The organism is Sphingobacterium sp. UBA7855, assembly GCA_002500745.1.
Classification (GTDB): domain Bacteria; phylum Bacteroidota; class Bacteroidia; order Sphingobacteriales; family Sphingobacteriaceae; genus Sphingobacterium.
In genome coordinates, this window is the sequence record DLST01000018.1 from 242,733 (window position 1) to 261,575 (window position 18,843).

The 18,843-nt window shown below is 44.4% G+C and carries 11 protein-coding genes; all 11 read right to left on the reverse strand.

Annotated elements, in window-relative coordinates; translation table 11 throughout:
- Positions 1-15: 15 nt before the first annotated feature.
- From B2107_RS17360 to B2107_RS17410, 11 genes are read right to left on the reverse strand one after another with little or no spacing between them, the layout of a single operon-like run.
- On the reverse strand, positions 16-2,754 hold the full coding sequence (locus B2107_RS17360) for a family 78 glycoside hydrolase catalytic domain (RefSeq protein WP_293956957.1): 2,739 nt from the start codon (positions 2,752-2,754) through the stop codon (positions 16-18).
- A gap of 39 nt (positions 2,755-2,793) precedes the next feature.
- Positions 2,794-4,257: a glycoside hydrolase family 28 protein gene (locus B2107_RS17365; protein ID WP_293956959.1), complete on the reverse strand. Its 1,464-nt coding sequence runs from the start codon at positions 4,255-4,257 to the stop codon at positions 2,794-2,796.
- A complete protein-coding gene (locus B2107_RS17370) occupies positions 4,248-5,135 on the reverse strand; it encodes a sugar phosphate isomerase/epimerase family protein (RefSeq protein ID WP_293956961.1) in 888 nt (295 codons plus the stop codon). The genes B2107_RS17365 and B2107_RS17370 overlap by 10 nt, the downstream gene beginning before the upstream one ends.
- Positions 5,132-6,544 (reverse strand): alpha/beta hydrolase family protein, encoded by a 1,413-nt coding sequence (locus tag B2107_RS17375; protein ID WP_293956962.1) that lies wholly within the window; start codon positions 6,542-6,544, stop codon positions 5,132-5,134. Before B2107_RS17375 ends, B2107_RS17370 begins: the two co-directional genes overlap by 4 nt.
- A complete protein-coding gene (locus tag B2107_RS17380; RefSeq protein WP_293956964.1) occupies positions 6,525-7,673 on the reverse strand; it encodes a sialidase family protein in 1,149 nt (382 codons plus the stop codon). Before B2107_RS17380 ends, B2107_RS17375 begins: the two co-directional genes overlap by 20 nt.
- Before the next feature lie 40 nt (positions 7,674-7,713).
- Positions 7,714-10,455: an alpha-L-rhamnosidase gene (locus B2107_RS17385; protein WP_293956965.1), complete on the reverse strand. Its 2,742-nt coding sequence runs from the start codon at positions 10,453-10,455 to the stop codon at positions 7,714-7,716.
- The gene (locus tag B2107_RS17390; protein WP_293956966.1) at positions 10,455-13,232 is read right to left on the reverse strand and encodes a glycoside hydrolase family 2 protein; all 2,778 of its coding nucleotides are present in this window, start codon (positions 13,230-13,232) and stop codon (positions 10,455-10,457) included. The genes B2107_RS17385 and B2107_RS17390 overlap by 1 nt, the downstream gene beginning before the upstream one ends.
- A gap of 12 nt (positions 13,233-13,244) precedes the next feature.
- Complete coding sequence (locus B2107_RS17395; RefSeq protein ID WP_293956968.1) at positions 13,245-14,678, reverse strand: sialate O-acetylesterase; 1,434 nt, start codon at positions 14,676-14,678, stop codon at positions 13,245-13,247.
- Positions 14,679-16,511 (reverse strand): exo-alpha-sialidase, encoded by a 1,833-nt coding sequence (locus B2107_RS17400; protein WP_293956970.1) that lies wholly within the window; start codon positions 16,509-16,511, stop codon positions 14,679-14,681.
- 1 nt (position 16,512) lies between these two features.
- Entirely contained in the window at positions 16,513-17,442 is a 930-nt protein-coding gene (locus B2107_RS17405) for a glycoside hydrolase family 43 protein (RefSeq protein WP_293956971.1), read from the reverse strand.
- Positions 17,442-18,842 (reverse strand): glycoside hydrolase family 140 protein, encoded by a 1,401-nt coding sequence (locus B2107_RS17410; RefSeq protein ID WP_293956973.1) that lies wholly within the window; start codon positions 18,840-18,842, stop codon positions 17,442-17,444. The genes B2107_RS17405 and B2107_RS17410 overlap by 1 nt, the downstream gene beginning before the upstream one ends.
- Position 18,843: the final 1 nt, after the last annotated feature.

Here is an 18,843-nt window from a genome sequence, read left to right on the forward strand (position 1 = left end):
GGAGCTTGCTTGCTTTTACTTCGTAATGGTATATTTTCCCGAGCCCAATTTCAGTTCCACCTGCTCCTTGGTAGAAACCACAGCATCGCGATCCAGCTGCTTTCCATTGACCTGATAAGTTCCCTTTGGCAAAACCAATGTACATTGGCTATTGACAGGTATCTCTACTTGATAATTTCCTTTAGATTGTTCTCGGTTAAAATAAATTTTTCCATATGGACTTCTAAAACTTATCTCACAGTCTTTCAGTGCATCCAGCATTTTGGGCTCGATTCGAAAGTGTTTAAATGCGGTCGATCCTGCATCTTGCTGTATGCCACCCAAGCCGGTATGAAACCACTCCATCAGGTGGCCAAGCATAAAATGATTATTGGAGACGTTTGGAAGACCCGCCCAAGACTCGGTCAGTGCTGTGGCACCTTTTCGCAGCTGATATCCATATCCGGGCCGGTCATCACGATGGTGCATGGCATAAATCAGATCATCACGGTTGTTGGAGTGTAACACCTGTAGCAGGTAACGATGACCGATATCTCCCGCCGTCAACGCCGTATCATTTTGGCAAACCGTTGTTGTTAGTTTTTCAAAAACTGCCTGTTGGGCCTCCTGAGGTACCAGTCCAACATACAGTGGCATGGCCAGCGCTGTCTGACTACCGGAGCCATAGCTATGTTCCTGAGGTCGATAAAATTGTTGATTGAAGGCACTGAAAACGGCCTGCTGTAACGTCTCAAATTTTTCGGCATCTTCTTTTTGTCCAAGTAGCATAGCGATGTCTACCATGAGTTTCAAGTCATAGTAATAGATTGCCGTAGCCGTAATCCCGGGAGTAGTCAGCTGGGAAACACCGGGACGCTCCGGTCCCAAATCATACCAGTCACCCAAACCCTGTGTTAAAATATGTCCCTTCGCTTTTGTACCCAAATAATCGATATAACGGGTCATCATGGCATAATTATCGGCAAGAAAAGACTTGTTTCCATACCAGCGATAGGCATACCAGCCCAAGATAATCGAGCTGCTTCCCCACTCGGGTGAGTCCCTGAACATATCACCGCCCCAGTCAAACTGCACATATTCGGGCGCTATTTCAGGAACTAGACCATCCTTTGTCTGAGATTGCCGCATGTCCCGCAGCGACTTGGCAAACAGGCGTTCAGCATCAAAGTTAAATTGTACCGACGGCCCCATTAAATGTAGCTGCTCCAGCCAGCCCAATTTTTCGCGGTGTGGACAATCGGTAAAGACACTGACCATATTACTCTTAATAGCCCAATTGATCAATCCATGGATCTGATTAAATAGCGTATCGGAGCTTTGAAAGCTTCCTACCTGCGCTGTACTATTCCGGATATGGGCCAACTGTATCGCATCCATCCGAACCGCTTTGCTACCGGCAGGATGCAACTGAACTTCAGCATAGCGAAATCCATAATACGTAAAACGTGGCTGCCAGGATACCGTCCCATCGTTTGCAAAAATATATTGATAATAATAAGGGCTTCCTGAATGCTTTTGACTAGGGCGGCCATCCGCGGTCAGCAATTCGGCCGGATACACCCGTACGGTATCTCCCGCTTGTCCTGTCATTTGCATAGTGACAATGCCCGACGCATTCTGTCCAAAATCATAGGTGATCCGTTTTCCCCCATCAGCTTGCTGAAATCCAACAGGTGCGAAGCGCTGCATAATTTTTACCGGATCAATATCCTGAGCCCGTAGATGTGGTCCATCCGTTATGCGCGCTTGCTGCCAGTTCCTGTCATCGTAAACAGGGGCTGACCAATGATCAGGTAAAATCCGTGCATCGTAATCCTCGCCCCCATACATGCTGGAAAAAGTAATGGGTGACCGGTGTGTTTTCCAGCCTGCATCACTAACGATGATTTCTTGCGTCCCGTCCGTGTAGATATTGACGATCTTAAGTTTGAGCTTTGGTAGACCAAAAGCAACTTTATGTTTTTGAAATCGGCCTTTAATTGGTGGAATATAATAAAACCCATTTCCTAATAGGGCAGCAATTGTATTCTTTCCCTGTTGCCAGGCTTGGGTAAGATCATAAACCACATAATAGGCTTCTTTGTCATATTTTGTCCACCCCGGCTGTAGCACTGCATCATCTACCCGCTTGCCGTTCAAGAGCAACTCGTAATGTCCCAGGCCTGCCACATAAGCAATCGAAGAACTGATCTTCTTTTTCACCTGAACTGATTTCCGGAAAACCGGAAGGTCATAACTTTTATCCAGGCGGAGCTTGCTGGAGCTTAGTGGCAGTGGATTGACCAATGAATCCGATAATATATCTTTTGCAATCCATCGGGCATTGCCCCAATCTTCTGCATTCAGCAATCCCGTATGAAATCGTTGTACGGCGCTTGTTGCTGTCTCCTTTTTATTATCACGAACGTGTATTCTGATGTAATAACTTGTACCCGTAGCTAAAGGATTTCCCTGGTATAACAAATTTAGGGATTGCTCTGCCGCTACCCATTGGGAATCCCAAAGCAAATCCTGCTTTGCAAAACGAGTGCTTTTACTGACCTCGATACGATAAGCTTGTTGTTGTACATCAAATTTATCGCTGTGCAATTGCCAGCTAAATGAAGGCTTTAATGTATTTATACCCAATGGGTTTTCGCGTCTTTCTATCAAAACACGCGTTACTGATAACTTAGCCATACCAACTAGGGGCATAGCTAGCAATAACAGGAAAATGCTTCCTAAAACGATTCCCTGTTTTACAATATTCTTCATTCTTTTTCTTTTTTCCCCGACTGTATTCATAACCAACTATTAGGGCGATTCCGTGATGACACGTACGCGATCTTGTATCAGCCCCAATACATTGGTTGTTGAGATGCTTGTATCTTTACACAAAAAAACACTGTTTTTAATCTTGATATTTTTAGCATCTTTAATCGACAGATATTGGTCTCCGCGTCCAAAAACACGATCAATAGATACGTTTTCCAAAACAGACTCCGGAATACCTTCGATCTTAATACAATTTTTAGCCGCATCAATATAGATATCCTTTATTTGGATATCCGAGAAACGTGGTGTCAGAGCGTTCTTTTGAACTTCGAAATCACGGCTAGCCTGATTGCCCACATGTTGGGCTTGTCCAAGCATATCCCAGCGTAAAGCTGATTCCACCTCCTGCATCCGGATACGCTCAAAGTGAATATCAGATCCGCCACCACCGCGTGGCCTTCTGGTCTTAAAACGGATGCCAACATTGGTTTTTCCAAACACACAATCATGGACATACACCTGCTTGGCCATGCCGGCAGTCTCACTACCGATTGTAAATCCACCATGACCTTTTTCGGAAAAGCAATAGCGGACAACTATATTTTCCGAAGGTCTATTTACCCGTAGTCCGTCGAACCCACGTCCTGCTTTCACGGCAATACAATCGTCTCCAGTATTTAGGGTACAGTACTCCACAAGCACGCGGTTGCATGATTCAATATCGATCCCATCCCCACGTGGTATACCCATAGAATGGATGCGAACTCCACGGATCACGACATCCTCACAATAAGTGGGCACGATATTCCAAAAAGCAGTACGCTCGAGCGATACACCTTCAATCCAGACACTTTTGCAGTTAATAGGCGCAATGAGTGCCGGTGGGAAGATGAAATCTGCGGTCTTTCCATCGTAGATCCGTTGATCAACAGGCGTATTACTATCGACAATATTTTCAATGACGTCATGCGTCATGGTTTTATTCCGGACGCTGCCTTCACCGGGGCCAATAATTCTACCTGATCCCGTGATGCCAATGTTTTCTGCCCCATTGGCATAAATACAAGCCCCCAAGCTATATAATTCTACTCCTTCGTTCCGTGTAAACACCACAGGCAGAAAATCATTGATTTCATGCTTAAATTCCAAAACGGAACCTTCATCCAATTTTAGATTAATATGGGACTTTAACGTAATCCGTCCTGTATGGTGATGTCCTTTCAGTACTAACGTACCTCCTCCCTGTGCCGCAAGCTGATCGAGCTTAGCCTGTATATTTTCAGCAGGCCCTGCAGTATCATGTCGCATTGGAAATGTCGGCCGCTGGACCTTCCATGCCGTAAAAGGGGATTGTATCTTCTCTGGCTCAAGAGGCATCTCTCCCGCTCCTACCTGATCGACACGTAACAGGGTCTCATCCAGCTGCTTTTCAACCGGAATACTTCGACATCCCTGCATCCCCAGTATGACCGCCACAAGTGATATTATCCAGTTTATTCGCATTGAAACACCTGTTTTACGTAACGTGTATTTGCACCAAAATTTTCTTTAACAGCCCGTGGTGGTAGATTTGCGTCGCGCGACCGCTCGATCACGAGCCAACCACGCCAGCCCATACGATCTAAGGTTTGTTTTACCAGGGGCATATTTAGTCGTTTATTATTTTCGAGCCAGACACCGTCCTCATCCGTACAATGTATCTGACATATCCGCTTCTTCCCCAAAATAGTCAGCTCCTGAATCAGATCACGTCCTTCTTTCAACGGATTGGAAAAATTAAAATAGATTTGGATATGTTTGGAACCAACCTCTTTTAAAAGACCGACTTCGCCTTTCGCGTCCAAAGCTGTTTCAATTCCGATCACCACACCCGCCTTTTTTGCCATCTCGCCAACCACACGAAGACGCTCCACGATAGCAGGTCGCAACTCAGGATACTTAACCAAATCGCACGTTACGCCCAAAGGCAAAAAAGCCACTTTAACGCCCATTTTCTGACAAGTGTCCAAACAGTCCCCTACCATCTGCTGATAAGTCGGCCTTGTTGCAAAGGACTGTGCATAAAAGCCGGTCATGGCCAATGAACAGATCGTTATTCCGGTTTCCTTTGCTTTGTCAAGAAAGGCCTTTCGTTGCGCAGGATCGCCTAACTTACTGTCAAAAGTAATCCGGTTACCCAGTCCGCCCATATCTACCTCCAACCCATCCGCTCCTATCTCTTTTGCTAAGTCAAACGCACTTAGTTTTTGCCGCTTTAAAATCATCAGATCGATTACGGCAACATTATAACGCTGCTTTGGTGCTGCAAAGAGAACAGAAGGCAGTGCTGCTACACCAATTAAGGCCAAGGTATTGCCTATAAATTTTTTTCGGTTCATCATAGTTCAATCTGATATGATTTTAATACTACTTTCAATTGTTCCATCCCACGAATGGCGTTCTTTGGTAAGTCTTCACCTTTCTTTCCGAAACTGTATAATAATTCTTCAGGCTCGATCTGAATACCGGTCTCCGCGATGATATCGGCAGCTTTAGATTGATCCAATTGAAAATGATCTGTTAGGAATTTGTAGAGTGCCTGCCTTTTGTTATAGCCAAAATCATGGCCTTCATCAGGAAAATGTGTATGTTGCACCTGATTTTGCTGCCCATAATAACCGTAAATATGTTGCAGGTACGGAAAATCGTTGATTGCGGTCTCCTTCGTCCAATCCTGCCCATCGGAGATGATCAGCTGTGGTTTGGGCGCTGTCATCGCAGCCAGTTCGACATTATTGGTACCCCCACAGACAAAATGCACGGGCAGTCCACTCTCACAGGGGCATCCACCAAAGAAGTAGGATGACATCGCCACGACAGGGGCGACCAAAGTAAAACGATCGTCCAAGGCGGCCATTAAAATACTGTGACTACCTCCACCTGATCCACCACTGATACCTACCCTGCTCCGATCGACTTGTGGCAGGCTCATAACATAGTCTAAAATGCGCTCGGCGCCCCAGGTCTGCATTAACATCGCCTCACTGCTGCGATGATCTGAACCAGCAAACTGCAATAAAGACTCGCCCCAGGCAAATAGGTCATAGCTTACTGCCATACATCCCATTCGAGCTAAGGTGATAAATCTCTTTTGCGCATCCGAACGGTAGCGCTGCTGTGGCCAATGACCATCTGGAGAAAGCACAACTGGGATATTTTTCTTCTGTTTGAGCGGCGTATAGATACTGCCATTGATATAGACCCCTGGTATAATTTCTAAGGCAAAATTCTGAACCTGGTAGTCCGCATAGCGACGTACCTTGCCTAATTGAATGGGTTGATTCGGTATACTTTTCAGCTTATCCCAGTACATCGCTTGTCTCAACGCAACACGCAATTGATCTTTTCTCTTTTCCCAACTTGCCTGATCTGTATATTTTTTAGACAAGAGGTTCAGAAAATCCCAGCCTTCCTGTGGTTTCCAGCGGTAATACTCGTATGATTTTAATTTATACGTATTAGGCTTTGCTTCCTCTTGCAGTTTAAAACCCGAAGGATACAGCAAATTGATTTCTGTACCGCCAAGATCTGCTCTCAACTTCCAAGGAGCATACTCCACTATAATGTTCTTGACCATCAGTGGATCATATTTGATCTTGACCTGATAGCGCTCCTGCATTATCGCCAGAACTTTTTCTAGCGGTTGCTTAAATTTATGCTCATAATTCATTAAGCTGTCTTGACCTTTCACCATAAGCGAAACGACACACAGGCATAAGGTGAAAATGAGCTTATTCTTCTTCTTTGACATATACATTAGGATCTGGTTTTTTATATCCCTTTTTTATTGGCCATATGCCATCCTTAATCGGGATTAACTTCACTTTCTTCGGATCTACGACGACATGTTTCATTTTCTTTCTACGCCAGGTGTAGCCAAAATGCAATAGCCCATCTTTAGTTTGAATCACTGCGGGATAAGAATACTGGCTGATTGGCGAATCCTCAAGAACAAGCGCAGCCTGCCAGTCCTTGCCATTTTTGGAAAAGGCAACATTTAATGGGGTACGTGCGCCTTTAGCTAAGTTACCTTCCGGAAGCACGTGGTTATACACCAATACATGCCGTCCGTCACTTAGCGTTACGGCATCTGTACCCGAATTATTATTGGGGAGCGTCGTTTTTTCCAGTGGGGTCCAGTGCTCACCCCAGTCCTTTGACCAGGATGTCACAACCGCACGGTTGCGTGTGCGCGCTAATATTTGCAACCGGCCATTTCCGTGGTCAAGTATGCTCGGTTGTATGGCCTCCAGATTATCTGCACCACGGGCGATTGGACCTATCTTGCGCCAGGTCTTACCGAAATCCGAACTCGCTTCAAAATGTACGTTCCAGCCATTTCCTTCCGTGCTTGAAGGACTCAGCAAGGTGCCATTTTGCAAAAGAACAGGTTTGTTTTTCACAGGTCCAATAAAGCCATCGGGCAATCGTTCGGCAGCAGACCAAGTCTTTCCGCCATCTTTGGAGCGTTTGAGCATGCCCCACCATTCCGATGGTTTGGGCCCAATTTTATAGAATAACAAGAGATCTCCGTTGGGTATTTGATATAAAACTGGGTTCCAGGTCGGCAAGCGCTTGCCATCTGGCTGTACACCATCCGCTGCCGACACTGGCGCTAACCAGTTGCCGTTTTCAAATCTACTCACATAGATTTCCACATCGGGATGACGTTCTTTCGTTCCACCAAAAAAGGCATATACTAGGCCTTGATCGGTCTCTGCCATGGTAGCCGAATGACAGGAAGGGAAAGATGCTGTATCATAAATAAACTCATCTTTTATGACTCCTTTTTGCCATTCTTTTAATGTCGGATTTTGTCCGTAAGAACACAAGGAATATAAAAACAATAGGGCTGTTGCTAATTTAATCTTTATCTTCATAAATGTATTTTTAATATTATACATGTATACTAAATACTGCTTATAGTTTAATTTTGAATTGGTAATGTCCAGATCCAATAACGAACCAAGTGCCTGATTTTTCCTGTCGTAGAATCTGAACATCTTTATCGTTTTTTAATTTTCGGTTGCTTTCCAGAATCGTGGACAGTTCTGTCGTAGGCAGATAGATCTCTGCTCTGGTATTGGCCGGAATAGAAATCTTCCATTCGAAAGCCGATTTGCTTTTGCTCCAATTGGATTGAATGGTTCCATAAACACTTTTATAGCTTGCATCCACATGATCCAATCCTGCTACGACCTGCGGTTTCATGACAACAGTCTGAAAAGCATGCTCCTTTGATTTGATGCCCGCCAGATCCTCATAGAGCCATACCAAGAGATCGCCCAACATCATCACATGATTTTGTGAGTTCATTTTGGGATGGGCAGTATTCCCATTCCACAACTCCCAAATTGTTGTGGCCCCATTTTCTACCATGTAACCCCAAGAAGGATAGGTCTTATTGGTTGCAATTTTATAGGCAAGATCCACACGACCTATTTTGGTCAGCGTGCGCATAATCCATTGTGTCCCGATAAGTCCTGTACTCAGGTGCCCCTGATTTTCTTTTTCGACAATCTCAACGATCCGATTACTGAGCTTTTCTCTATTCGCATCCTCTACCAATCCCAAAGACATTGGTAGTAGGTTATCGGTCAATAAATTGCTACCATAATAGCCTGCATCGTGATAGAACGCGGTATTAAATGCTACTCTCATCTTCGCTGCACGATCCAAAAAGTTAGCTTGGTCCTGTCCGTTGCCGACGAGGACACTAAAGCGGGCCATGGTCTGTAGCAAATGATAGTAATAAGATGTCGCGATCAATGCGCTTGGATATTTTTTATCGGCAATCTTACCTCTGCCGGCTTCAATGGTTACCGGTGGGAAACACCAATCTCCATAACTGTCCTTGGTAATGATACCGCCCGGGCCTGTATAACGGGCCTGCATATAATCCATCCATTTTTTCATGGCCGGATAATGTTTTTCCAAAATGCGTAGATCTCCGGTCTGCTGATAGAGCATATCGGTGATAAATAGGTATGTTCCTGGCCAGCTGATATTATCACTATAGTAGCGCCAGAAGGCTGGTGCAACGTCCGGTAACGCGCCATCCTCCTTTTGGGACAGCCGAATATCTTCGAGCCATTTATGATAAAAATTGGCGTTATCAAAGAGGAAGTTCTCACCGTATGCACTGACTGGACGGTCACCCAACCAGGGCTGACGCTCATTGCGTTGAGGACAATCTACCGGAATACCTTTGTAATTGGAAGCGATACCCCACCATGCATTCTGATGAATCTGATTGATGAGTGTGTTGGAAGACACAAAGGTTCCTCCATCGGGTATATCGTCGTAGACAAAACGGCCAACAAAATTACTTTTTGAAGCTACACCCGGATAGCCGCTGACTTCGACATAACGAAATCCATGATAAGTAAATCGCGGCTCCCAGGTTTCCTTTCCGCCACCTTTTAATATATAATGGTCCGTTGCTTTCGCGTCACGCAGATTGGTCGTAAATAATTCGCCGTCTTCGGTCAAAGATTCTGCAAAACGGAATGTCACTGCTGTTCCACGCGTACCGGACACCGTCATCTTTACCCAACCCGAGAAATTCTGTCCGAAATCAAGGATGTATTTTCCTTCAGATTTTTTGACGATCGAAACCGGTGCAATATCTCGCATCACCTTCATACCTTCCGACTGCGCTTCATAATTGCCACCGGGCTCCTGCACAAAAGCAGCCTTTAACCATGTTTTATCGTCATAATCCGGATTTGCCCAACCCGTTAGTTCTTTTCTGGCATCATAATTCTCACCGTCATATTCGTTATTTGCCGTTATGGGTCCTTCGATCGTTCCTTTCCACGAATCATCGGTCTTAATGACCTCTGTTGAACCATCCGTATAAGTCAGCATAAGCTGCATCTGCATTTTTGGGAATCCAAAAGTTTTCACTTTATAGGGCTTTGCTTGACGCATGGCATAAAACCGTCCATTTCCCAAAATGACACCAAGCGCATGTTTACCCTGCGAAAGTGATTTTGTTACATCCAAAACATTATATTTAATGTTCTTGGTATAATCCGTAGGCACTGGAGCCAGTACTTGATCCCCTATCTTCTTGCCGTCGATATATAACTCATAAAGTCCGAGCCCCATTACATAGGCTGTAGCCCGCTTAATCTGTTTGGTTGTTGTAAATTCCTTTCTGAAATAACGGGCAGCCAATTGACTAGTCCTTTCATTGTCTGATGGGAAATACTGATCAAAACCAATCCAGCGTCCTGTCCAATCTTTGTAATGCAGCAGCCCCATAGTCCAACCAGCCGGCTCAGACCAGCTACTTTCACCCTTATTCGTATACACTTTTACTTTCCAGAACACTTCCATGCGGCTCTGCAGAGCGCTGCCTGCATAAATAACATACGTGGAATTATTCGAAACCTGTTTCCCAGAATCCCAAAAATCGCCGATATTCTGATCCAGTTTTTCTTGTGAGGAAGCGACAAGTACCTGATAGGCTTCTTGTCGGATAGACCGCCCGCGGCCCTGCAATTGCCAGCTCAGTCTTGGAGCAATGACATCTATACCGATCGGATTCGAACGTAATTCAGTCCGCAGGTTTGCAACAGTGATCTGCGCTGTAGCCTGATGCCACAAGATCGACAAGAACATGGATAAAAAGGATGCAAGAGTATTAGCTTTCATTAGTTTTCAAAATCAAAATAAAGGACCATATGCAAAGCCCGAGCTGGCTCCTTCTCAAAATCATAGTAGACGTGCTTCATACCCATCGGCCCGGTCGTTTCTGGCTTTTGTGTTTTCGTGCCGATGGCTGAAATACCATTCATAAAAGAAATATCGCCTTTCGGAAAAGTAGGTTCCATGTTTTTCCATTCGGTATCTTGCTGTTCTTTTGGCGTATATAAACGCAAAAACACATCCTCCCGATCGGTAAACACGCGGAAACTTTGATCCTTTCCGATAAATTTGGTCCAGTACATATTGGCATGGTACCCTTTAAATTCGGGATATTCGAATGGCGATTCGCCCGTTGCCGTGTTATTGTACTTCTTTTTCCACACGCCAAACTGATTCCCTTTCATCCGGTTTTTCCAAACCCGATAAGGGCCCATTCCCCGATACTCAACACCTTCGATTTTATCTTCTGGAAAATCGAAATTCACCCCAACAAAACGTGTAAAATAACTTTCAGGAAAATATTGAACATGCATCTTCAACTGTCCCGAAGCAAGGATTTCCCAACGCAAGGTATTGTAACTCTCTTTTTTATCAAAAGTAGATGCGATAATCACCTTTCCATCCTCACGGTCCAATTTGAAATTCTTATAATTTGTCGCCGCTTCCTGCAAAACAGGTCCGTTTTTGAAAGGAATTACTCCTTTGGCATTTTGAACCTGCTCCAGCAATCCGCTTGTCTTATTGATTTGATAGCTGATGCCATTCGCTTTCACCAGATAGGCATTCGCGGTCTCCTGTACGGCAATATCCCCTGTTCCATTTGGTTTCAGGAGGCTACTTGCCACCTGATTCGGCAATGTAATCGGAAAGTTCCAGGTAAAGAGTTCCTGTTGATGCACATCTTTTGCGGTAATATATAAGACATCAAAGTCCTCCCAACCTGTAGGGAAATCAACTTTTAAAATCCCTTTATCACCGGGGCTGATATTGGGAGCGACAATCGTTCCTTTTTTTGTTTCCTTAACCTCATCATAACCGCCCAACTTTTTGAGTTCGTACGAAAAGGTACACTGGTTAACATTGGTAAATGCGTATCTATTTTCAATATGGAATGCCCCATCAAATCCCTTGGTCATTTCCCGCTTTTCAAAGAAGATAGGACTCCATACCTCTTTTATCGTAAAGAAGCTTCCTTCTTTTTCGCCATGGGGGCCAATAATACCATCCGGACCACGATTTCCATCAGTATCTATAATACCGCCTTTATCCGTCCTGACGATTCCCTGATCACGAAAATCCCAAAGAAAGCCACCTGCAGCAAGGGGATTGGCAAGCATCGCATTCCAATAATCATCTAATCCGGCACCATGCCCGCCATCGTACATACCGTGCAAAAACTCTGTCGGCATAATGATATTGTGCCCATGATCATAGGTACCAATACCATAGTTATATTCCCGGTAATGGGTTGTTTCAAAACCATCATGTATGGCCCAAGGATAAATCACAGGGCGTTTTTGAATATCCTCCTCTGCGAAGATGGAATCGAGATCCGGATTATGCCCACCTTCATTCCCATTTGCCCAAAAAACAACGGATGGATTATTTTCGGATACGACCATCATCTCCCGCAATAATTTGGTACCAACTTCCTTATCGTAGTGTCCGTGCCAGCCCGCTATCTCGTTCATGACATATAACCCCAATGAATCACAGACAGCCAGAAAATGATTGTCTGGTGGATAATGGGCCATCCGGACAGCGTTCATATTCATTTCCTTCATGAGCTTCACATCGGCAATGCTAACTTCTTTACTCGTCGTCCGTCCGGATTCCGGAACGAACGCATGCCGATTGACCCCTTTGAATCGGACCTTTACGCCATTGACATAAACGCCATCACGTTCTTTGACTTCTATAGTTCGAAAACCAAATTTTTGCACCAGCTGGTGCTGTACCTTACCATTTTTCGACAAGGTAAATTGTGCTGTATATAAGTTTGGAAATTCGGCAGACCATAATTGCGGCGCTGAAAACTGTCCCTCGAGCCAGTTATTTTTGTCTGACAGGTTTGCTTTCAGCTGTTTTCCAAACTTCCTTCCTTTGGCGTCAAATAGTTGAACGGTAATTTCATCGGCTTCTCCCACCGTCTTTATTTTGGCTAGGAATGTTCCGTCAGCCTTTGCGTCCAACGAAACACGTTCAATATGATGCTGGGGCAGGGCCTCTAAATAGACCGGTCTAAAAATCCCACCGAAAATCCAGAAATCACCTTCCCGTTCCGCCGCATTCACCGACTTGTTTGCCGAATGTTTAGCGACATTGACTTCCAATAGATTTTCTTCGCCAAACTTCAATAGTTTCGTAATATCGTATTTGAAAACATAATATGATCCCTGATGGATGGCGCCGGCCAGCTTACCATTGATCTTGACTTCGGTATCGGTCATCGAACCTTCAAAAACTATCCGAACCTGCTTATCTTTCCAGGCATCGGACACATTAAATCTATATTTATAGTGACCGACCTCTTTGCCTTTATCAGCCTCTTTATTGAAGCCGTAATTATATTTCCCAAAGCCCTGTTGTTCCCAGTTGGAGGGAACTGGTATTTTAGTCCATTTCCCAGCGTTCAAGCCTTCGGTCACATAAAAATCCCATAACACACCATCATCCTTTCCTGTTCCAGAGAGGTATTGGCTCGCTGTTTTTTGGGCAGATACCTGCAATCCCATAGTCCCAAAAAAAAGTAAGGATAACGCTATTTTTGTTTTCAAGTTCATGATCGCTAAAGACTATTTCAATTTAATATGTTGTAATGGATTATTTGTTCTAAAAGGTGCGGCCGGCAGGTCAGCGGTATTCACCAGGTTGGATTGCGCGACTTCGTCCCATCCGAACCGGACCTGACGGATCTGCTGTACCTGGTCACTTTCAAGTATGACTGTATGTCCGTTGATAGCAGCCTGTGCTGGATAAAAGATGCCATCCTCACCCGCAACTTCAAATGATGTTAAGGGGTTACCATCAATGGCCTTTAAGCCTTTCGCATGTTTCAATTTTACCCTTGCTTGTTTGCCTTGATATTTTACGATCTTTAGTTCAGGGCCATCGGCTACAATATTTTTATGATAGACATATTTTAAAGCCTTAAGGGCATGACGACGACCGATTTCCCATTTATAACTTGGATGGAGATCGTGTGGATCATCGACCAGATCCGTCGTAATGATACGTGCTGTATGCGGCAATTGTAAAACCAGATCTTGGGCTTCCCGAAATTCCGGCAACACCGTTCTCGGCATACGGACATGATCTTTTTCGTCCAGAGAATAATAAAAAGGTGCGATCTCGGTAAAATAAAACGGTAATTTGGGGTTCTCCCAAAGAGTCCGCCAATTTTCGATCAGCGCCTTCATTTTATAACTATAACTAATATTCTCTTTTAAAAAGGTATTGGATTCACCTTGGTACCAAACAAATCCTTTTAAGGTATAAGGCGCTAATGGTGCAATCATCGTATGAAAGAATTTACCGGGATCGCCTTCTTTCTTTTTATCTTTCAGATAAGGTGAACTTGTCCAATATTCTTCGGAGAACCAGGGCTCGATTCTGCTGCCGCTCACAGCTGATGAAATAATGCCTACAGGAACACCTAATTCTTGCTGTAGCGTTTTCCCGAAGAAATAGGCCGGTGCAGAAAATTGACGCAGTGCCGAATCCCGGGCTACGGCCCAGCCCTCATATTGGCCATCCGGCTTGGCTAGAAATTTTCGGCGTACTAAAAAAATTCGGATATTGGGATTGTTTGCTTCGGAAACTTCATTTTTAGGGAAATAGGTGCCTCTCAACGGAGCTTTAACTTTCTCAATTTTACGCATTTGGTATTCCATATTCGATTGGCCCGAGCACAACCATACTTCACCGACCATAACATCTTTAAGTTCGATCGTATTGTTTCCCGTGATGGTCAACGTCTGTCCAACCGCATTAGCCGGCATGGCTTTTAGTTCAACTTTCCAACGACCATTTTGATCGGCTTCTGTCGTCTTCAACTGGTTTTGAAAAGCTACGCTTACCTGCTCGCCAGGGCTCGCTGAACCAAAAATGGCGACCGGTTGGTTGCGCTGTAAAACCATGTGATTCGCAAAAATATTCGGCAATATGACATTCGCCTTTGCCGAAAAACCGGCTACCAATAAAGCTATATGTACAATAAACCGTCTCATTTATTTCAGCTTTTGAGCTTTCAACGAAGTAATCTGATAAGTGGCTTCTTTTACCGAAGCTCCCGCATTTTCGACATCAAAGTCCTGATCTGTTTCCGTATCCGCATTGGGAAACCTTCTGACATCGCCCGTACGGAACGACACTTTGCTCACGTTACTGGCCGGTTGGAAAAATAACTTTGTCCCTTTATCCTCTCCGTTAATGGCAACTTGATAAGAACGGGTGTTCACATCGAAAGTTAACACAAAGTGGTAAGATTTTCCAACCTCATATTTCGTCAACGAAGCATTTCGGTACCCGGCTTTATTTTTAATAATGCCGTCTTTGTCCATGATAATTCGCGCAGCTGCTAAGCCACTATCATTCACCAATTCAATCTGTAAAGAGCCATGATCATTTTGCTGTGGCGTCACCGTAAATTCAATGGTCCCTTTTTGGGCCGATTGAATCACACGATCTGCCTTCGCATAGTCAAAAGGATCTTTATCACGCAAGACCAACGCTTTTCCTTCAACCTTGGCACTTGCCCACAATGGACTATAGATATTCCAGTTGTTATAGGCTTGTCCTGCATTTTTCGCAAAATCGTCGTTCACGGCCTCATCTACGGTAGATTTGATCGGAACAGGTACAACTGCAGTCCAAATATCTTCTTTGTTCATACTGTACGTCAACCACATATTGTTATCGGGAACCACGCCATTACCTTCGACGATACCACGAACATATTGCGGTCCATACGACTTATAGTTCCCGCCATAACGCATCGTGGTGATCTCACCGGTCACCAATAACAAATCGGTATAATTCAATCCATCATTGCTGGTTGAGACGGCTAGTGGCCACCTGAATTCCGATGGGTTATACACTATTGCGTAACGTCCATCCGAAGTTTTCTGTCCCCAGATTTTCGCATTGCTATTCACAAATCCAGGCGCACGCAAAGGCGAATATTGCCAGGTCTTTCCATTATCCTTACTCATTGATGTCAATGCATGTTTCCATAAACCGACGACCCTTCCATCATTGAGATGATAAAAAGAAAACGCTTTTACCGGACGTTGCAAAGGAATTAACGGATCGTTTCGATTGGACTCCTCTACCCATTGTTGCATCATAAGCGGCGTACCTAGCAACTCGTCACAAGCTTGTACAAAGGCCTTATCCTGGCTCTTTTTATAAAAAGGATATTTGGCCCCCTTCTCATCGAAAGAGGCATTGAAATGGATAAAATAAATTGGCCCAAAGCTACCATCTTTGTGGATCTCCCGCACGACACGGCCAAGACCATTTCCATCATTTGGATCGTCCTTGGCATCCAGGGCTACACCGTAGTAAGCAAGCGTCAGCAATTTATCATTCTTTGCATGATAAAAACCCATACGTTGGTGCATGATCGCATACAGGCTTTTTCCGGCTTTATCAGTTCGTCCCGGCTTGGTAAAACCCTCGGGTACCAGATAAGTAGGGAACAGATCTATAGGATTAGACCAATTGCGGCCATCTTTTGACGTCAGCAACAATGTTTTTCCTTCCGCGATATGCTCGCCCACGGGATTGCTCAGAAACTGTAAATAATAAGTATTGTTCCAATACGCCAAAAAGGGCTGGTGGTTATAGGTAAAGTTGTGTCCGCCGGCCAATTCAGGAAATTCTCTGTTTGCTCGAAATACCTGGATATTGTGCGTACCCACAGCAGGTGTCAGCTGCCCGTGGTGATAGTCTACATTGGATAATGTCTTTCCTATATACCTTACCGTATCTTGCTGTGCTATCGCCTGTTGCACGACAGCAGCCAACGATAGACTGACTAATACTGATTTGATCATCATATTATTTCTTTTTGGCTTCATCCCGAAGCAAATTTTTTAAATCTTTATTGGACGCTTTGAAGATCGTTCCATGTTTATGCCCTTCTGGCACGGAAATCATGTCGTTGATTTTTTCGAAGACCTTGAAATCTTTGGTGGACACAGCCTCATAGCTTTTAGTGCCATAAGAGTCGAAATAGATCAACCATTGATCCTTGACTTTAAGCACCGCAGGTCCCTCACTTAAATACGGGGAGAAAGGCTCAGAGATCTGCTTAAATGGCCCCAACGGATTTTTCGCAAAGGCCACCTTTAGATTTCGGTTGGGCCGCGTATTATCCTTTAATACAAGCACATAATCCTTTTGCGTCTTCTTGACAATGACCGCATCAATGATACTAAAGCCCGGGTCGCTAAATAATTTGGTTGCCGTGAAGGATTTAAAATCCTTTGTTGTCGTATAGTACATGCGGTGATTGTTTTTCTCCTCTTCCACACCTTTCGCAAAGCGGTAAGGAATGGTGGAGGCCCATATAATAATAAATCGGTCTTCTACATCATCATAAAATATCTCAGGCGCCCAGACATTGACGGTATTTGTTTCTTGTTGCATCACTGGAACGATCTGTTGATTTTCCCAATGGATCAGGTCTCTCGAACAGGCATAACCAATGCCCTCATTTCCCTGCCAGCCAATAGTCCATACCAGATGATAAATTCCTTGTTTATCCCGGATCATCGACGGATCGCGCATGATTTTCTGTTTTCCTAATTCCGGCTTTAAATACACCCCGTTAATCGTATTCCAATGGTATCCATCTTTGCTATACAGATAGCGCAAACCTTCATTGGCCGGTTCGCGGAACGAGGTAAATAGGTAAACATCCCGCTGACAGGAACCCAAGAGCGATGTCACACTAAATAAAATCAACAATTTGACCAAATTCCTCATTAAATGCTATCTAAGATTAATACCCAGTCGTTTCCGTCCTTTTGTCCTCCCTCAGGCACAAAAGTTTGTACACCCTTGTTTTCAAATTCCCCGATTACCTTGGTTGATCCATTCCGAGGGTCAAACCAGGAAGCTTTTACTTTATCCCCATTGATTTTTCCCATATTAATTTTCATTTCCCTACCATTGTAATTGTAGATAAATGCATAGCCCGATGTTCTTGTTGCGAGTAAGCGGTTGTATTTCTCGCCATTATCCGCAATTAAAGACTGATCTGGAACACGATCAAAGTAATTGTCTCTGGAAAGCATAAGTTCTTTTAAGTACTTCATCTGAGCAGCACCAGGTGCATTGATTGCCAAGCTCCATACTTCATCCGAACCATAGGCCGAAGTGGAGTCTTGCTTTCCATGCATCTGCATGACCGAGTTCTGTCCGTAGGTATACCCAAATGCCCCAGCAAATACAGACCAGTATCCGTATCGTCTTACGTCGGCATCGCCCCAGCGTGGCTGAGTAATGTCGTGTAATCCCTGTGGGATGCCTTCATAAGAGGGTTCGCCGTCGATCGTTGGCTTGAAGGGCTTCATATCCCAGTCGGCCGCCATAAACTTCCAGTTATCCTCACCATAATGTTTCTGTTCATTCGCGGAAGTGTCCTGAGCATAAGTACGGTGTCCCGATTGTACCATGTTGAAATCCAGCCAAGGTCTATTATGAAACCAATCCGAAGAAGCCGTTCGTCCTCTAGGATGAAAAGTCATTAAATGGTTATGATCGATGGATTTTATTGTTTGGCCGATTTTCTCCCACACTTCCATCTTATCAGATCCCTTGATATCACCCCCATTCAGCCAAATGATATTCGGACGGTCTTTCCACCTTTCCGCAAGAAACGTGGCATATTTTTCTGCTTGCTCAGCTGATACTTTTCCATCCTTCACCGGAGATCCCCAAACCGGGACCAAAGCAACGTAGAGTCCCTTTTCAGCTGCCTTATCAATAATGTAATCGACATGATCCCAATAATCATACGCTGTTGCATTATCCGGATTGTTCCCTTCGGTCACTAGCGGTCTGGAAATATCTTTGTTGACAACCGAAGAATCACCATAACTATTTACAGAAGGAACCGTATGCAAGACCATGGCCTGGATGACATTGAAACCTTTTTGTTTTCGATCTTCCAGGTATTGATCAGCTTCGGATCGGTTGAGTTTATTAAACAATAACCAACCTGTATCACCCAACCAAAAGAAAGGACGCCCATCCTCGGTCATCATATATCGGCCATTTTCCGAGATCTTCAATAGGGATAGGTGCTTGGTCTCTTTATTGGATGCGCACGAAAAGAGTGCTCCTGCAACTGTAATTAGTATAAGTTTCTTACGAATAGACATG